The organism is Synechococcus sp. PCC 6312 (genome assembly GCF_000316685.1).
Taxonomy (GTDB): domain Bacteria; phylum Cyanobacteriota; class Cyanobacteriia; order Thermosynechococcales; family Thermosynechococcaceae; genus Pseudocalidococcus.
In genome coordinates this window covers 3,171,951-3,187,957 of record NC_019680.1, presented here as the reverse complement: position 1 = coordinate 3,187,957, position 16,007 = coordinate 3,171,951, and the positions used below count along the sequence as shown (strand labels likewise).

Genomic DNA, 16,007 nt, shown 5'->3' with positions numbered 1-16,007 from the left:
CCGACCTAACTTTTATAGATAAATCTTGAGGTAGGAAAACTGGAAATCATGAATAGAAATAAATAGAAGTTAAGAAATTCTGCATTTTGAAACTCTCTGTTTACAGAATGTGATTATCCCTTCAGGCCTGGGGAGATTTAGGGGCACAACCGATAAGAGATGGACGTTTCCGCCTAAGATGAGGGGAAAGCTGGCTAGGTTCTGAGCCTTAAATTTCTTGGCAATGCTTAAAGAATCTACCCTTCAATTCTCCTCTGCTTGACCGCCCCTCATCCAAAAGTAAGACCCCTATGTCTATTGGCTACCTTGCCCTTGTCCTCCATGCCCATTTACCCTTTGTCCGTCACCCCGAAAGTGATTACGTCTTAGAGGAAGAGTGGCTATTTGAGGCGATTACGGAAACCTATATCCCGCTCTTGTGGATGTTTGAGGGGCTGAAGCGGGATGGAGTGGACTTTAAGATCACTATGAGTATGACACCGCCCTTGGTTTCTATGTTGCGGGATGAATTACTCCAAGATCGCTATGATGCCCATCTGGCCCAGTTAGAAGAGTTAGCGGAGTTAGAAGTTGAACGGAATCATTACAACGGGCATATTCGTTACTTAGCCGAGCATTATGTTCAAGAATTTAATCGGGTACGGAATACCTGGGAAGACTACGGGCGGGATTTAGTTAAAGCCTTCAAGCAATTCCAAGACAGCAACAACCTAGAAATTATTACCTGCGGGGCGACTCACGGCTATTTCCCCTTAATGAAAATGTATCCCCAGGCCGTCTGGGCCCAAATCAAGGTGGCCTGTGAACATTATGAGGAAAATTTTGGGCGGTCGCCGAAGGGGATTTGGTTACCGGAATGTGCCTATTACGAGGGGGTAGAACGCCAGTTAGCTGATGCGGGGTTACGCTATTTTCTGATTGATGGTCACGGGATTTTATATGCCCGCCCGCGGCCCCGTTTTGGGACCTATGCCCCCATCTTTACCGAAACAGGCGTGGCAGCCTTTGGTCGCGATCATGAATCTTCACAACAAGTCTGGTCTTCGGAGGTGGGTTATCCGGGAGCGGCAGAATATCGGGAATTTTATAAGGATTTGGGCTGGGAAGCGGAATATGAGTACATCAAGCCCTATATCATGCCCAATGGTCAACGGAAAAACACCGGGATCAAATATCACAAAATTACTGGCCGAGGCCTGGGACTCAGTGATAAGGCCCTTTACGATCCCTACTGGGCTAAGGAAAAAGCGGCCGAACACGCTGAAAATTTTATGTTTAATCGGGGGCAACAAGTCCGCCACTTGGCCCAGATGATGCAGCGGCCACCGATTGTGGTTTCTCCTTACGATGCGGAACTCTACGGTCACTGGTGGTATGAGGGGCCCTGGTTCCTAGATTTCCTCTTCCGCAAATCTTGGTTTGATCAAGATACCTTTGCGATGACCCACTTGGCAGACTACCTCAAAGCCCACCCAACGCAGCAGGTTTGTCGCCCCTCTCAATCCAGTTGGGGGTATAAAGGCTTCCATGAATATTGGCTGAATGAGACCAATACCTGGATTTACCCCCACCTCCATAAGGCTGCAGAACGGATGATTGAATTGGCCAAAGTCGAGGCCTGGGATGAACTGAGTTGGCGAGCCTTAAATCAGGCGGCGCGGGAACTCCTCTTAGCTCAATCCTCTGACTGGGCGTTCATTATGCGGACTGGAACCATGGTGCCCTATGCGGTGCGGCGAACTCGCTCTCACTTAACCCGGTTCCATAAACTTCATGATGAAATTCGGGCGGAAAAGATTGATGCCGGCTGGCTGGAAAAAGTTGAGGCGATTGATAACATTTTCCCAAGCATTAACTATCGCGTTTATCGTCCACTGTAAGGGGGATATGGATAGGGCTAGTTTGCTTTTATTGACTGAGAGCAAAATGTCTCTGTAGCTCAGGAAATTAGTAGTTATACTGAAAGCATTCAAATCTTTCAGATAGCTTATGCCTAGCATTAATACAAATCTATTCATCCCTGAAGACATACAGGCAGGCCTGGACGCTGGTCAATATATTCGGAAAGGTGGCGTTATTCGGGAGGTAGGAACCCAGCGGATAGTTAGGTTACTCAAAGAAGGGCCGGCGCAAATCTCCCAGGCCTTATCAAATTTATCAACTCTTGGATCAGTCGCTAGTCTTCTCAACGTGGCTGTTTCTATTGCCGGTTTTGCAATGGTTCTAGCTAAATTAGGTGCAATGGATAAAAAGCTAGATAAAATTCTCGATAAATTAGAGCAGATGTCAGATAAGTTAGACAATATTGAAGCCAAAGTTGATCAAATTCACCATAAGTTAGATGCCCAGAGCCGAGCAAACTTTCTTCATGCCATAGAGCAACTACAATTAGCCTTAAATATGAAGCATGATAAAAATCGAGAGGCTTTACTCTATCGGGTTGTAGATCGTTTAGGAGAAGCAAGGCAACTGTTTTTTAGTTATTTTCAAGATGCTCCTAAAATAGAAATCGCCACAGAATATGCGAATTTTTACCTATTGTCTAGCTTGTCACAATCTATTGCCTATTTAGAATTAGATGAAACAGAAGCTGCTCAGAGAATTATTAAACAGATTACAACAATTCATGACGATCATCACACTTGTCAATTAATGGAAGTATATGTATCAAAGGTCAAAGCTAATTTAGAAAAGAGAGAGATCAAAGATATAGTACTTTCAATTAAGAAGTAAAGATGAAAAGTCAATGCCGTACAGCATGGATTTGCGCACCCGAGTCGTGACCTTTGTAAAAGAGGGTGGCAGCAAAGCAGAGGCATCTCGTCGGTTTCAGGTGTGTCCGGCAACGGTCTATAACTGGTTGAACCGAGAGGATTTACGTCCCACCGTTGTCAAACGTCGTCAGCGCAAGCTCGATTGGGCGGTTCTAGAACAGCACGTTAAAGACCACCCCAATGCCCGCCTCTGTGACCGAGCAGCCCATTTCGGGGTGAACATTCACGCCATTTGGTATGCCCTGAAGCAGATGAAAATTACCCGAAAAAAAACAGCAAAAGTATCGAGAACGCAATCCTCAGGAACGTCAAGTCTATCTCAAGCAGTTACAGGAGATTGTGAAGCGACAGGGGTCGAGACATCTCGTTTACATCGATGAAAGTGGCTTTGACAACCGAGTCTCTCAACCCTGGGGGTGGGCCCAACGAGGCACCAAGCTTTTTGCAGACAGAACCGGAAAACGAGAAAAACGGGAAAATCTACTCATGGCCAGATGCAAAGATGCTCTATTAGCCCCCATGGTAGTTGAGGGAAGCGTTGATGCCGGATGTTTTGAGAAATGGCTGTCTGAGTGGGTATTACCGACCCTCCAAGTCCCGTCCGTGTTGATTTTAGACAATGCCCCGATTCACCGGAAAAATGTGATTCGAGACATTGCCCACCAATGCGCGCATCAGGTGCTCTTCCTACCCAAATACTCGCCAGACTTTAACAAGATTGAGCACGATTTTGCTGCCTTGAAGAAACGAAGACAGTATGCAACGCCAGACACCGCCATTGATGACATTATTCGAGACTATGCCAACCGCAATCTCTAAGACTTATTTGTAATTACTATATAAGTATTCATTACGCTCCCTTCACTGTTCCAGCTTGGTTTAGACCCTATGACGGAGGATATGGACATTTAATGATCTTAGAAGCTTCTGTTTATTCACCTCAAGTATCAGCAGGAGAAAAAAACTTCATTGCCCTTAATACCTTTGATCCCACCTATCTTTTGTTTCCCCTATTATCTATATTAGGTAATTCATCACATAAGTCTTCGAATCTTAATTCAAGTCAAATTGCTTTAATCAAAAGTAGCAATAAACTATTAAATGATTCGGGTAATAATCTTGAAATGTTAAAGAATTTTGAAACAGAGCTAACAATAATGAATGAAGAAAAGCTGACATGGCAAGAATGGAAGGCCTTACCATTTCATTGCATCGAAGATAGTCGGCAATAGCTTTTGTGCTGTTATAGATAAGTTGCTATGCTTTCTTTCTTGATTTCGAACTATGTCAACGTTGGTGTAAGAAATACTAGGGCAATGCCGCCAACTGCTAAGGTAGCCCCCAGGCCTGCTCGCAATGTAACGGGTTCCTTGAGGAAGGGAGCCAATAGCAAAATAAATAAAGGGCTTGTGGAACTCAGGGTTTGGGCAATACCTGCTGAAACAAATTTTAGGGAGATTTGCTGTAACCAAATACCCAAGTAAGTACCTGCCAAGGCTGCCAGGACTAAAATCAAACAGGCCTTAATATTTAACTCATAGCCTGAGATGGTTGGAGAAGGCTCACGCCCTTTAACAAATGATCTTTTGAGTTGCCAAAATCCCTGTAACCAATCCCCTAGCTTTCCTTGAAATCCTCCTAATGCCACCAGGAAAATCACCCCAGCCAAAATCCGTAATAGGGCGGCATAGAGGGGATCAAATTCGGTTTCTAAAAACGCAACCCGCGCCAACGCAACTCCCCCGGCCTGGGCAATATTAGAACCCATTACAGCTAATAGGCCTAATCTCGATACCGGAGAACTGGGGCAAGACTCGATAGAAATGGGCGCAGTTCGTTCACCAATCACAACCGTAATTCCGACCAGTGTAATGATTGTGCCAACCGCAGTTAAATGGGGAATTGTTTCACCCAAAAACCAAAACGCTAATAACAGCGTCATTAATGGCGAAAGTGTACCCAATAACAGCGTGATTCTGGCTCCTAACTCCTTCAACGCAATAAAATAAGCCGTATCCCCCAGGCCAATGCCTAAGAAGCCACTACCCAGCAATAAGCCAACGGATCGGGGCGACTCATGGATTGGGAAAATTGGCAACCAGAAAACCGTTAGCAAAATTAACCCTAAGGCAACCAGACCCTTAGCCAAGTTTAAGCCTAGGGCGGGAATTGTCTGCCCTAAATACCGATAGCCTACAGAAGCAGCCGCCCATAGAGCCGCGCTACTCAATGCTGCTACTTGCCCTAGCCAAAAAGCTTGATTCATAGATGACCAAATTAACTTTATCGCGTTACCCAAGCTGTTTTGATTCATAAAAACTTTAGAAAGCCTGCTCCGGGAAGAGGCTCTTTAGCTTGCCATGATCCAATTCTAAATCCGTAACATTAAGGCAGGTGGGTCATTACTTTATCTCATTCATGATGATCATGAACCATAAAAGTCTTTAACAACCTTAGGGTTAAATAGAAAACCAGGGTTAGATAGATCTAGCTTATGCAAATTAGTTCTCTTTCTACTTAATCTATTTATAGGCAAGTTTTTTGAAATCTATGAATGTTATAACCCATGAATATATTAATTGAGTCAGCTAGATATTCTGAGTCCTCCTCACATTCCTATGGGTTGTCCGTCAAAACCTTTGAAGACTGTCAAAGTAGAAGAGATGGAGATTCTCATTTCTATTAGGATCAAGATCAACTAGTTTAGATTAAATATTTTAATTAATTAAATTTGTCTAGTAAATATCAATTTCATGCCAATTTTTCTTGTCAAGCAAAAGTTTATGCTTGTATTAGATCGTGAATTTAGGATTCAATCAGATGAACGCAAATACAAACAATATTAATCTTAACAGTTGGTCATAAATAGTAAATATATTAAGTTTTTTAATGTGTTGGTCTTAATCGGCATTAGGTTTCTATTAGTTTTTAAGCATAATTTATACTGTGAGTATCATATTTTTCTACCCTTGATGTCGCGACCCTACTACCCGTCCCTTTATCAAATTAACACCCGCGTTTGGCTCCAGGCCTTGAGTCAGGACCTGGGATGTCCAGCAACCTTAGATCATGTTCCTGATTATCTCCTCGATACCTGGGCTAAAGCGGGTTTTAATTGGCTGTGGTGTTTAAGTGTTTGGCAAACGAGTCCAACCAGTCAGGAGGTTTCCCGCGCTTTCCCGGCCTGGCAATCAGAATTTCAAGCGGTGTTACCGGATTTGGAGACGGAGGATATTTGTGGTTCTGGGTTTGCGATCCAGGCCTATGACGTTGCGCCCAAATTGGGTGGAAATGTGGCCCTCCAACGCTTTCGTCAACGCCTGAATGATCGCGGCCTAAAACTGATGCTGGATTTTGTCCCCAATCATACGGGCCTGGATCACCCGTGGCTACAAACCCATCCTGAATACTTTATTTCCGGCACAGAATCAGATTTAGCGAACCAACCCAAAAACTATTACCGTTTACCTGATGCCTCAGGGGGTGGAATTTATGCCTATGGACGAGATCCTTACTTTGCTGACTGGCCTGATACTTTACAACTCAATTACACTGAACCAGGCCTGGTGGCGGCCATGACTGAGGAATTGGTAAAAATCTCAGCTTTGTGTGATGGGGTGCGCTGTGATGTGGCGATGCTGGTCTTGCCGGATGTCTTTGCGCTCACCTGGGGAAGGGCAGCCCAATCCTTTTGGCCAGAGGCCATTGCCAAGGTACAGGCCGCCCAACCCGGATTTTGTTTTTTGGCAGAAGTTTATTGGGATTTGGAGTGGCGGCTCCATGAGGCTGGTTTTGATTACACCTACGATAAACAACTCTATGATCGGCTTCGTTCCCACCAAGTTGCCCCCGTGCGTGAGCATTTATCCAGAGAAGTAAAATTCCATAACCAAGCGGTGCGGTTTTTAGAAAACCATGATGAACAGCGGGCGGCGGTGACGTTTTCCTTTGAAGTTCACCAAGCAGCAGCGATCATTACCTATTTAACTCCTGGACTCCGATTTTTTTATGATGGCCAATTACAAGGTTATCCCCATCGCATCTCGCCCCACCTCGGTCGTCAACCCCAGACCCCGGTAAATGCCAGTATCGAAGCCTTTTATCAACAACTCCTAACGGTATTGCAACAGAACATCCTCAGAACGGGGACATGGGAATTTTTAACCTGTCGTCCGGCCTGGTCAGAGAATGGCAGTTGGGCTAATTTCTTGGCCTGGGCCTGGACGGATGAGAAAAATTGGTTACTGGTTGTGGTCAATTATGCCCCCTATGCCAGCCAGTGTTATGTGGATTTACCTTGGCCAGAGCTAGCGGGTGAGTCGTGGTGGTTGCAGGATCAACTGAGTGCCGCTGGTTATGAACGCCAGGGAGATGAGCTACGCCAAAGAGGTTTGTATCTGGATATCCCGGCCTGGGGCTATCACCTCTTTGAATTTGGCCAGGTTTAGGGCCACTGAGTCTTGGCAGAGTCCACAAATTTGAAAAGCTTTTTGCGTAAAGTTTGCCCAAGTTCTGACACCACCAGGCCCCGGGGAAAAAAGATAGTGCCCAAGACGATCAACAGCCCAAAAATCATTAATCGTCCCTCTTGGAGGAGTTGCTGCAACCATAAAGGTAGTCCGGGAATGCCTGCTAAGCCCCGTAATACTTCTGGTAAGGCTGTGAAGATCATGCCCCCAATCACGGGGCCAAGAAAGGTGCGATTGCCGCCAATGAGAACGGCCGTTAAATAAATCACCCCAGCATCAAATGTCCCCTGTCTGGCATTCCAAGTATTAAGGAAATGGGCACTGATGACCCCCACCAGGCCAGCCAAGATTGCCCCCAGGGTAAAGGCTAAAACCTTGTAATAGGTTGGGTTAATTCCCACAGTACTGGCGGCTAATTCATCGGCCCGAATCGCAATCAACGCCCGGCCGGGACGAATTTTTTCCAGGCGATAGAGAAAGACCATGCTTAAGACCAGTAGGGGCAATGTCAACCAAAGATATTCAATCGGGGTTTGAAAGGGTTGTGGAATGCCGAAAATCCCCACCGCCCCACCCGTAATCTCCAGGCCCAAGGCCAAAATCCGCAGGACTTCCACAAAGGCAATAGTGGCAATGGCTAGATAAATTCCTCGTAACCGTAAAGTCGGCATCCCAATGATAATTCCCAGGCCCCCACACATTAGACCACCGATAAGCAGTTCTAAACCCACCCAACCCAGTGGATACAGCCCCCCAGAACTTGGCAGGAGGCGGGTTGAAAAAATTGCCGCAATATAGCCCCCCAACGCATAAAAGCCAGGACTGGCTAAAGATAACTGCCCTGCCATGAGCGGGAAATAAAGGGATAAGCCCAGTAACGCCCCTAAGGTCATCGAAACGAATAAAAAGCCGTAGGTCTCTAAGAGCAATTTTTTGATTCCTAAATACTATGTCTTGCGGAAATGATATAAGATCTGGTTAAAAACCTGGCAGAGTTATTGGGATAATCCCACGGATAACTTGCTCTGGTGATTGCCCCTCTCCCTTGCTCTCCTGTAAGACTATTAGACTAGGATAACTCTGTGACCAAAACTAATTGGGATTACCTCCTTGCTTCAGATCCAGCGGTTACGGCAATTTTGGATCGGGAACTCCACCGCCAACAAAACCACTTGGAATTGATTGCCAGCGAAAACTTTACCTCTGCCGCCGTCATGGCCGCCCAAGGCTCAGTGTTAACCAATAAATATGCCGAAGGATTGCCGGAAAAACGCTATTACGGCGGTTGTGACTATATCGATCAAGTTGAGCAGTTGGCCATCGAGCGGGCGAAGGAACTGTTCGGGGCAACCCATGCCAACGTCCAACCCCACTCCGGGGCCCAGGCCAACTTTGCCGTCTTTTTGGCCCTCCTTAACCCTGGGGATACCATCTTGGGCATGGACTTATCCCACGGCGGACATTTAACCCACGGCTCTCCGGTCAATGTCTCTGGGAAATGGTTCAAAGTTGTCCAGTACGGGGTGAGTCCTGAAACTGAGCAATTGGATTTTGACCAAATTCGCAGTCTAGCCCTGGAGCACAAACCCAAGCTGATTATTTGCGGCTATTCGGCCTATCCTCGGGTCATTCCCTTTGAAAAATTCCGGGCCATTGCCGATGAAGTGGGAGCTTACCTCTTGGCAGATATGGCCCACATTGCTGGCCTGGTGGCCTCTGGACATCACCCCAATCCGGTGCCAATTTGCGATGTCGTCACTACTACCACCCACAAAACCCTGCGCGGGCCAAGGGGCGGGTTAATTTTGACTCAAGATGCGGAACTGGGGAAAAAATTTGATAAGGCCGTGTTTCCGGGCAGCCAAGGGGGCCCCCTCGAGCACGTTATTGCCGCAAAAGCCGTCACCTTTGGGGAAGCCCTCAAACCCGATTTCAAAGCCTATTCTGCCCAAGTGATCCGTAATGCCCAGGCCCTGGCCAGTGGTTTACAAGCCCGCAACTTACGCATTGTCTCTGGGGGTACAGATAATCACCTATTGTTAATTGATTTGCGCTCGGTCGGGTTAACCGGAAAAGTCGCGGATCAACTGATGGCTGAGATCAACATCACGACGAACAAAAACACAATTCCCTTTGATCCAGCCTCACCCTTTGTTACCAGTGGCTTACGCTTGGGTTCACCGGCCTTGACTACCAGGGGGATGACCGAAATTGAATTCCGGGAAATTGCCGAAATTATTGCGGATCGTTTACAACACCCTGAGGACAAAACCATTGCCCAGGCCTGTCGCGACCGGGTAGCCCAACTTTGTAGTAAATTTCCCCTCTATCCCCACTTGTCGAAACCACAACCAGTGTTAGCCTAAGAGGTGTTTACTGCTACCGACCGTCTTAATCCGCTCTCAAGCCTCTGAATCGGATGCCCTATCACCTGATTGCTTTTATTGCCGCTTGCCTGGTGGTTCTCTGGGTGACGCCTTTTGTGCAAACCTTGGGATTAAAAATTGGCTGTGTAGATAAACCGAATGCTCGCAAAGTCCATGCCCAGCCAATGGTGCGCTTAGGGGGGGTGGCCATTTTTCTGGGGAACCTCGTCGCGCTCCTCTTGGTTTGGAATGCCGGGGGGTTTGGTTGGCTGCCGACCTCGGAGGAATACCGAATTTGGGGGGTAACGGTTGGGGGAATTGTCTTTTTCCTCATTGGCCTGGCGGACGACCTCTTCACCTTACCCGCCTTAGTTCGGCTAGTGGCTCAATTCATAGCGGCCAGCTTGGTTTGGGCCGTGGGGGTGCGAATTGAAAACTTTTCAATGCCATTTTTAGGCACGGTTGCTTTAGGGGCCTTAAGTTTACCCCTGACGACCATCTGGCTAGTGGGTATGACCAACGCGATGAATTTTATCGATGGCTTAGATGGCCTGGCGGCGGGGGTAGCGGCCATTGCGGCGGCGGTAATGCTGTTTGTGAGCGTATTTCTGAATCAACCAGCAGCGGGCCTGTTAGCGGCGGCCTTGGCGGGAGGGGCTTTGGGTTTTCTGCGGTATAACTTTAATCCTGCCAAGATTTTTATGGGGGATGGTGGAGCCTACTTTATGGGCTTTACCCTGGCGGGAATTGGCGTGATTGGCCTGGTGAAGGGGGTGACAACGGTGGCGGTGGCTTTGCCCTTTTTAATCCTGGCAGTGCCGATTATTGATACCTCCACGGTGGTCATTGAACGACTACGGCGAGGGCTTTCTCCTTTTCAGCCCGATAAACGTCATCTACACCATCGGCTCTTAAAAGCAGGTCTATCCCAGCGGGGGACTGTTCTGTTTATTTATGCCTTAACCCTCTGGGTAGGGAGCTTAGCCTTGGGCTTTGCCGGAATTCCCAGTGGTTGGGGGTATGCCATTGGGGCTTCAATGTTAATGATTTATGCAATTTGGATGGTTTGGCAACGCACAAGGGGTCTGGGGGACGAATGACTGCATTGGGCTGGCAGCAAAGTGCGGAAATTATCTGTATTGGCACAGAACTGCTTTTAGGGGAAGTGGTCAATACCAATGCCAATTATCTTGCCGCTGAATTGGCCCGCTTGGGGATCCCCCACTACTATCAAACTGTAGTTGGCGATAACCCAACGCGGATTAAACAAGCCATTGCCATTGCCTGTGAACGGGCGCGATTGTTGATTTTTACCGGGGGATTGGGGCCGACCCCAGATGACTTAACGGCAGAAACCATCGCCGATTTTTTTGAAACACCCCTGATTGAACGCCCCGAAATTATTGCCGATTTAGACCAGAAATTCGCCCAGCGGGGTGGTTATAGCCCAAGTAATCGTAAACAAGCACTTTTGCCCATGGGGGCTGAGATTCTCCCCAATCCAACGGGGACGGCTCCTGGCCTAATCTGGCAACCCCGGCTGGGTTTAACCTTAATGACCTTTCCCGGCGTACCCTCGGAAATGAAAGCCATGTGGCAACAAACCGCCGTGCCCTTTCTCCAGGCCCAGGGGTGGGGAGAAGAGATGATCTACAGTCGGGTCTTACGGTTTTGGGGCATCCCGGAATCGGTCTTAGCGGAGAAGGTGGCATCCCAAATTGGGCTGGATAACCCCACCGTTGCCCCCTACGCTGGGGAGGGAGAAGCGCGTTTACGGATTACCACCAAAGCGAAATCTCAAGCTGAAGCCGAAGCAATCATTGCCCCCGTGGCCACAGAGATTCTCCAGATTACGGGCCTGGATTGTTATGGAGCCGATCAGGATACCCTGGCTAAGGTCGTGGGACAACTTTTGTTAGCGCATCATCAAACCTTGGGGATTGCCGAGTCTTGTACCGGTGGAGGCCTAGGGGCGATGTTAACTGCCATTCCAGGGAGTTCGACCTATTTTCTGGGTGGAGTTATCTCCTATGCCAATCCGATTAAAGTCAATGTTCTGGGTGTGGATGCCGATGCCCTAGAACAAGCAGGGGCTGTCAGTGCTATTGTGGCTGGCCAAATGGCCCAAGGGAGCAAGCAACTTCTCGGTAGTGATTGGGCCTTGAGTATTACCGGGATTGCTGGGCCAGGGGGCGGGTCAGAACTTAAGCCTGTGGGTTTGGTGTTTATTGGCCTGGCGGGGCCGCAGAATTTTCTCGAAACCTTTGAGTATCGGTTTAGTCCCCAACGTGGCCGTGATTGGATTCGTTCCCTCAGTAGTCGGGCTGCACTGGATAAGCTCCGCCGTCAGTTGTTAAGGGAGGCTTCCCCGATCTGATACAGCATACTTATCAAAAGCTGTGATAACTGCGGCCACGCCAGGATTTGGGTTGTTGCATTGAAGATTGGACAATTCGCGAGACTGCTAAGGAATCTGCTACAGGAGATAACCACAACAACCACTGGCCGGGGCCGGGAAGATAGGAACCGGAAACCGCAGCAACCATTCCCCAACGCATCGCCAGCAGCCCCAGATTCAGGGCTAAGAGAATATCCAAGGTGAACCATTCAACCCCACCTAGTTTTAGTCCCAGGCCCGCTAGGCTCAAAATTAAGGGGAGGCCCTGTACCGCTGTCAAAAACCAAATATCCCCCCAAACTTGCCCTCTTGGGGTTGCATCCTTTAAGTCCAGCGAACGGCCCCACTCTTGCCAGGTTTCCCCCAGGCCCTCATACATCCGCACTTGAATTAAGTTTTTCCCATCCCGAAATCCAACTCTGGCCCCTTTCATGACACATTCCCGCACAAGACTGACATCATCACAAAAGGACTGTTGGGCGCAGGTATAGCCCTTAATTTTGTCCAAAAGTGACCGCCGAATTAGTAAACATTGCCCATTGGTGAGGGCCCGCTCTGGCTGGGTTTCTACCTTAGCTCCGGCCCCAAAGCGATAAATTAGGGTCATCAACAGGGCCGGCTGCAACCACCATTCCCCAGGATATTTGAGGATAAAGCGCGGTGATAGGCCGATGACATCTAGGTTTTCAGCTCTGGCAGTTTGAACTAAACTCGCAACTAACCCGGCCTGGGGACGAATATCAGCATCAATCCCTAAAATCCATTCAGAATCAGGACTACTGAGCAAATAGCCGTTATGCAAGGCCCAGGGCCGTCCCACCCAATCAGCGGGTAAGGGGGGATCATGCTTGAGTCTGATGCGAGGATCCTTGGCTTGGGCTGCTTTGACCACCGCATCAGTGCCATCTTGGGAGTAACTGTCCACCACCAAAATTTCGCGGACTTCATAACTCTGGCGACTTAAGCCATTTAAACAAGGGCCAAGACGTAATGCCTCATTTAGGGTGGGGACAACAATACTAACTTGGGCTAAATCTTCGGGTTGGGATAATGCGGGCTTGAGCGGGGCTGGGCGGCGGATTCCTGGTAATAGGCGCGCCACAAGAATAAAAAAAGCAGGTACCTGGAGGAGTAAGACCACAACCAGGCCTGGGGTGAGTAAATTTAGTAAGTTGGGGTTGGGCAATGGTTTAACAAAATCTAAGTGTTATTTAGAGGCCAGGGTCACAGGTAAGCTGGGGGTAGATTCGTTTAAGGAACCTGACGGAACTGGCGCAGAACTAACTAAGGGAGCCTTAGCCCACAAGGCCATCACTGGCAGAACACCCACGACCAAGCCAATAACAGCAGGAATAATAAATCGCTGATCCAGAGATGTTAGGGTAATGACCGCCCCAAACGCAAAGTTAACGAGGTAAACAATGAGGGGAAGCATCAACTGGGCCTGGGTAATGATGATCGGCTTCGAGCGCCAAAAAAACATCCCCACAGCCATAAACACGGCTCCAGTGCCCGTCCAGCCCAAGATATTGCGATAGGGCATCCCAAAAAAAGCTCCGACCTCTTGAAACTGCCAGAAGGGGATAGAGGTTTGGCTCATGGCTGGGTCTAAAACAAAGTCCCAGGCCGTGAGGAGTACCGCCGCTAATCCAACTGTCCCAATTGTCGCCAATACCCCAGCCAATTTCCCTCGCATTAGGGGCCTCGAAATGAGACCAGAGTAGGCGAGGACAAAGGTGGCTAGGCCCATATAAAACCACGACAAGGGAATCGTAAAGGGGACTAAGCCCGCAATCTTATAGCCCAGGCCACTGAGATAGGCATAGTGACCAAAGGGAAAACCAGTGCTAGTGCCTAAGAGTTCACTACTCAGGGAAATGGCCACGGCTGGAATTAAAAAGCTCCAGAGTTTACTGGCCCCAAAATGTCGATAGGCGTGCAGGGCCACGGCTGCTGCCCCAAAAACAATGTAAACCACTCCCCCTGTGCCCATACTCAGTTGAAAAAGCTGCTGTCCCCAACTCGGTAAGGACAAAATAAATTCGGGATGGGGGACAACTAAGAGCAAACCCGCCAGGCCAAAGGTCATTGAGAGGACATGGGTGATCAGGCAAATCCGTTCAGCAATTACGAGGGGCTTCATAGGGCGAATTCCACAAAGGGCGGCAGGCAGTTAAGGGCCGCTGCCAGAAATTTTAGTCTCTCATTAGTGTAGCGGCAATGTTTACAAATGTTTATAACTATCCGTGCCAATCTGGCCAGGCTCAGGGAGCAAAGTTAGGGGGTTATAATTCCGGATCAGTCCCCAATGCCTGCCGTTTTGCCGCAAGTCATTCAGCCCGGAGATGTTCAGATTCCAAGGCCTGGGGCAGTTCGACAGTCTGGAGAAACCGTTGCCCAGCGGGAAAATGGACCCCTAGGGTGTCTGGCCTGATCACAAACCGAATCTTCAGTAAGGGACTCTGCCAAGCGTGGCTGCTCGGAATTGGCCGAAGGGTCGAGTCTCCTCGTTGCCAGCCTTGGAGGACATTATCGTCCGGATTGTCAGCCATTGGTTGTCCATCACTGTCGGGATAAATAATTTCGGCTGGGGTAGAAACGGTCATCAGCGGCCCCTAGGTTGGACTTAATTTTTATTCTATTGCCTGTCTCGCCTGTGCATGAGTGATGAGGCCATTGCCGTTAGATGGTTTGATAGAGGTGAGTTGGGAATTGTTGGGGAGCTTTTAGGAATGTGGACTGGATTGGGGATTGCCTTACTGGTCATTGGGGTAGTTGCAATTTTGATTGCCCTCGGCCTGGAATGGAAGTATCGGACGCGGGCCGCTAACCCCTTGGAAATTATTCCGACTACTTGGCAGTTAGAAATTTATGAACCCCATTATTACAAGCTCACGGGGGAAATTGGCCTGAGTAACCCCTCGGCGGGCATTGAGGTTATGGTGACGGATCTCCAGGCCACGGTTCTGCTTTTGTCCGGGGGCAGCCTCCAAGACATCAGGTCTGTGATCACCGTTACCCCCAACCATCCCGATGCCGAAGCCCGTCCCGATGGCTACTGGTTTGCCTATATTGTCAAATCCAAAAAACAAACCCAAGCCCAACTCACCCTCGATATTACGGGCCCTGACCTCACAGCTCTGACAGCGGCCTGGGTGAAAGTTCACTATGTGGTCTATGGCCCCCACGGTCGGGAAGAGCGCACCCACCATGATGTGATTCCCTTAGCCTTTCCCAGTAGTGAGGTTTCCCGGAACTGGCGGCCCGTAGCCCAAGGGGATGTTTTACCAATTCATACCCATTTACTCACCCCTCTGGATAACCCAACTGAAATTGTCAAACGCTATGTCATGCCCCACGCCCAGGCCGGAGATATTGTCACCATTGGCGAAACTCCGGTGGCGATCATGCAAAGTCGCTGGTTTGATCCGGCCCAGTTAAAACCCGGTTGGGTGGCCCGGCGGGTCTGTCAGTTTTTCTTGCCCACCTCTAGTTTGGCCTCGGCCTGTGGAATGCAAGCTTTAGTCGAAGTGGTGGGCCCAACCAGAGTCTTATTCGCCTTCTTAGGTGGCTCCATTGCCAAGGTCTTTGGCCATGCGGGCGGTTTTTATCAGTTAGCTGGAGACCAGGCCCGCCTGATTGATGATGTGACCGGAACGTTGCCTCCCTACGACCAATTTATTGTCCTTGGCCCCGCTCATCCCCAGGCCGTAGTTGAGCAAATTAAAGCGGAAACCGGACTAGACGCGGCGATTGTGGATGTCAATGATTTGCAGCGGGTAAAGGTACTGGCCAAAACTAGCGGGGCATCGGAGGAATTTTTACAATCAGCCTTGCGTTCCAATCCAGCCGGAAATGCTGATGAACAAACCCCAGTCGTGTTGTTACGGCCCACCGCCTCGGAAGCGCAACTTTAGCCTGCCCATGGAGCTTGTATCGGTTAAAGCCTACGCAAGTTCATTATCCTAAAACAGGGCTGGGAGAAATTATCAGAGGCTCC

The 16,007-nt window shown here is 48.8% G+C and carries 13 protein-coding genes and 1 pseudogene; 9 read left to right on the top strand and 5 right to left on the bottom strand.

Annotation, left to right across the window (positions count from 1 at the left end):
* Positions 1–290 precede the first annotated feature (290 nt).
* The 4 genes and pseudogenes from SYN6312_RS15510 (at position 291) to SYN6312_RS15495 (ending at position 4,006) form a co-directional block, all read left to right on the top strand.
* Positions 291–1,880, top strand: a complete 1,590-nt coding sequence (locus SYN6312_RS15510) for a glycoside hydrolase family 57 protein (RefSeq protein WP_015125848.1) — start codon at positions 291–293, stop codon at positions 1,878–1,880.
* A 109-nt stretch (positions 1,881–1,989) separates the two neighbouring features.
* Positions 1,990–2,733 carry a hypothetical protein gene (locus SYN6312_RS15505; protein ID WP_015125847.1) on the top strand — a complete coding sequence of 248 codons (744 nt, stop codon included), beginning with the start codon at positions 1,990–1,992 and terminating at the stop codon, positions 2,731–2,733.
* 13 nt (positions 2,734–2,746) lie between these two features.
* Positions 2,747–3,593, top strand: a pseudogene (locus tag SYN6312_RS19545) (IS630 family transposase).
* 92 nt (positions 3,594–3,685) lie between these two features.
* Positions 3,686–4,006 (top strand): hypothetical protein, encoded by a 321-nt coding sequence (locus SYN6312_RS15495; RefSeq protein WP_015125846.1) that lies wholly within the window; start codon positions 3,686–3,688, stop codon positions 4,004–4,006.
* 50 nt (positions 4,007–4,056) lie between these two features.
* On the opposite strand, the gene SYN6312_RS15490 is transcribed toward SYN6312_RS15495, so the two are convergent.
* Complete coding sequence (locus tag SYN6312_RS15490) at positions 4,057–5,040, bottom strand: DMT family transporter (RefSeq protein WP_015125845.1); 984 nt, start codon at positions 5,038–5,040, stop codon at positions 4,057–4,059.
* A gap of 706 nt (positions 5,041–5,746) precedes the next feature.
* On the opposite strand from SYN6312_RS15490, the gene SYN6312_RS15485 reads away from it, so the two are divergent.
* Entirely contained in the window at positions 5,747–7,222 is a 1,476-nt protein-coding gene (locus SYN6312_RS15485; RefSeq protein ID WP_041430895.1) for an alpha-amylase family glycosyl hydrolase, read from the top strand.
* Here SYN6312_RS15485 and SYN6312_RS15480 read toward each other — a convergent pair.
* On the bottom strand, positions 7,219–8,172 hold the full coding sequence (locus tag SYN6312_RS15480; protein ID WP_015125843.1) for a branched-chain amino acid ABC transporter permease: 954 nt from the start codon (positions 8,170–8,172) through the stop codon (positions 7,219–7,221). The two genes, SYN6312_RS15485 and SYN6312_RS15480, sit on opposite strands and share 4 nt — an antisense overlap.
* Positions 8,173–8,325: 153 nt before the next feature.
* Between SYN6312_RS15480 and glyA the strand changes: the two genes are divergently transcribed.
* From glyA to SYN6312_RS15465, 3 genes are read left to right on the top strand one after another with little or no spacing between them, the layout of a single operon-like run.
* Entirely contained in the window at positions 8,326–9,609 is a 1,284-nt protein-coding gene (glyA, locus tag SYN6312_RS15475; RefSeq protein WP_015125842.1) for a serine hydroxymethyltransferase, read from the top strand.
* Positions 9,610–9,662: 53 nt separating this feature from the next.
* Entirely contained in the window at positions 9,663–10,709 is a 1,047-nt protein-coding gene (locus SYN6312_RS15470; protein WP_015125841.1) for a glycosyltransferase family 4 protein, read from the top strand.
* Positions 10,706–11,986, top strand: coding sequence for a competence/damage-inducible protein A (locus SYN6312_RS15465; RefSeq protein ID WP_015125840.1), 1,281 nt, complete (start codon positions 10,706–10,708; stop codon positions 11,984–11,986). The genes SYN6312_RS15470 and SYN6312_RS15465 overlap by 4 nt, the downstream gene beginning before the upstream one ends.
* Before the next feature lie 13 nt (positions 11,987–11,999).
* On the opposite strand, the gene SYN6312_RS15460 is transcribed toward SYN6312_RS15465, so the two are convergent.
* The 3 genes from SYN6312_RS15460 to SYN6312_RS15450 form a co-directional block, all read right to left on the bottom strand.
* A complete protein-coding gene (locus SYN6312_RS15460; RefSeq protein ID WP_041430894.1) occupies positions 12,000–13,193 on the bottom strand; it encodes a glycosyltransferase family 2 protein in 1,194 nt (397 codons plus the stop codon).
* Positions 13,194–13,214: 21 nt separating this feature from the next.
* The gene (cruF, locus tag SYN6312_RS15455; protein ID WP_015125838.1) at positions 13,215–14,150 is read right to left on the bottom strand and encodes a gamma-carotene 1'-hydroxylase CruF; all 936 of its coding nucleotides are present in this window, start codon (positions 14,148–14,150) and stop codon (positions 13,215–13,217) included.
* 187 nt (positions 14,151–14,337) lie between these two features.
* Positions 14,338–14,613 carry a hypothetical protein gene (locus SYN6312_RS15450; protein WP_051021048.1) on the bottom strand — a complete coding sequence of 92 codons (276 nt, stop codon included), beginning with the start codon at positions 14,611–14,613 and terminating at the stop codon, positions 14,338–14,340.
* Positions 14,614–14,739: 126 nt separating this feature from the next.
* Here SYN6312_RS15450 and SYN6312_RS15445 point away from each other — a divergent pair, with 126 nt between their 5' ends.
* The gene (locus tag SYN6312_RS15445; protein ID WP_156805072.1) at positions 14,740–15,924 is read left to right on the top strand and encodes a F420-0:Gamma-glutamyl ligase; all 1,185 of its coding nucleotides are present in this window, start codon (positions 14,740–14,742) and stop codon (positions 15,922–15,924) included.
* Positions 15,925–16,007 lie beyond the last annotated feature (83 nt).

Bases quoted from the DNA above. Each gene is read 5' to 3' on its own strand.
- SYN6312_RS15505 (WP_015125847.1), top strand. From the start codon at position 1,990: ATGCCTAGCATTAATACAAATCTATTCATCCCTGAAGACATACAGGCA.
- SYN6312_RS15465 (WP_015125840.1), top strand. From the start codon at position 10,706: ATGACTGCATTGGGCTGGCAGCAAAGTGCGGAAATTATCTGTATTGGC.
- SYN6312_RS15450 (WP_051021048.1), bottom strand. From the start codon at position 14,613: ATGACCGTTTCTACCCCAGCCGAAATTATTTATCCCGACAGTGATGGA.
- SYN6312_RS15445 (WP_156805072.1), top strand. From the start codon at position 14,740: ATGTGGACTGGATTGGGGATTGCCTTACTGGTCATTGGGGTAGTTGCA.
- SYN6312_RS15510 (WP_015125848.1), top strand. From the start codon at position 291: ATGTCTATTGGCTACCTTGCCCTTGTCCTCCATGCCCATTTACCCTTT.
- SYN6312_RS15485 (WP_041430895.1), top strand. From the start codon at position 5,747: ATGTCGCGACCCTACTACCCGTCCCTTTATCAAATTAACACCCGCGTT.
- SYN6312_RS15490 (WP_015125845.1), bottom strand. From the start codon at position 5,040: ATGAATCAAGCTTTTTGGCTAGGGCAAGTAGCAGCATTGAGTAGCGCG.
- SYN6312_RS15470 (WP_015125841.1), top strand. From the start codon at position 9,663: ATGCCCTATCACCTGATTGCTTTTATTGCCGCTTGCCTGGTGGTTCTC.
- SYN6312_RS15495 (WP_015125846.1), top strand. From the start codon at position 3,686: ATGATCTTAGAAGCTTCTGTTTATTCACCTCAAGTATCAGCAGGAGAA.
- cruF (WP_015125838.1), bottom strand. From the start codon at position 14,150: ATGAAGCCCCTCGTAATTGCTGAACGGATTTGCCTGATCACCCATGTC.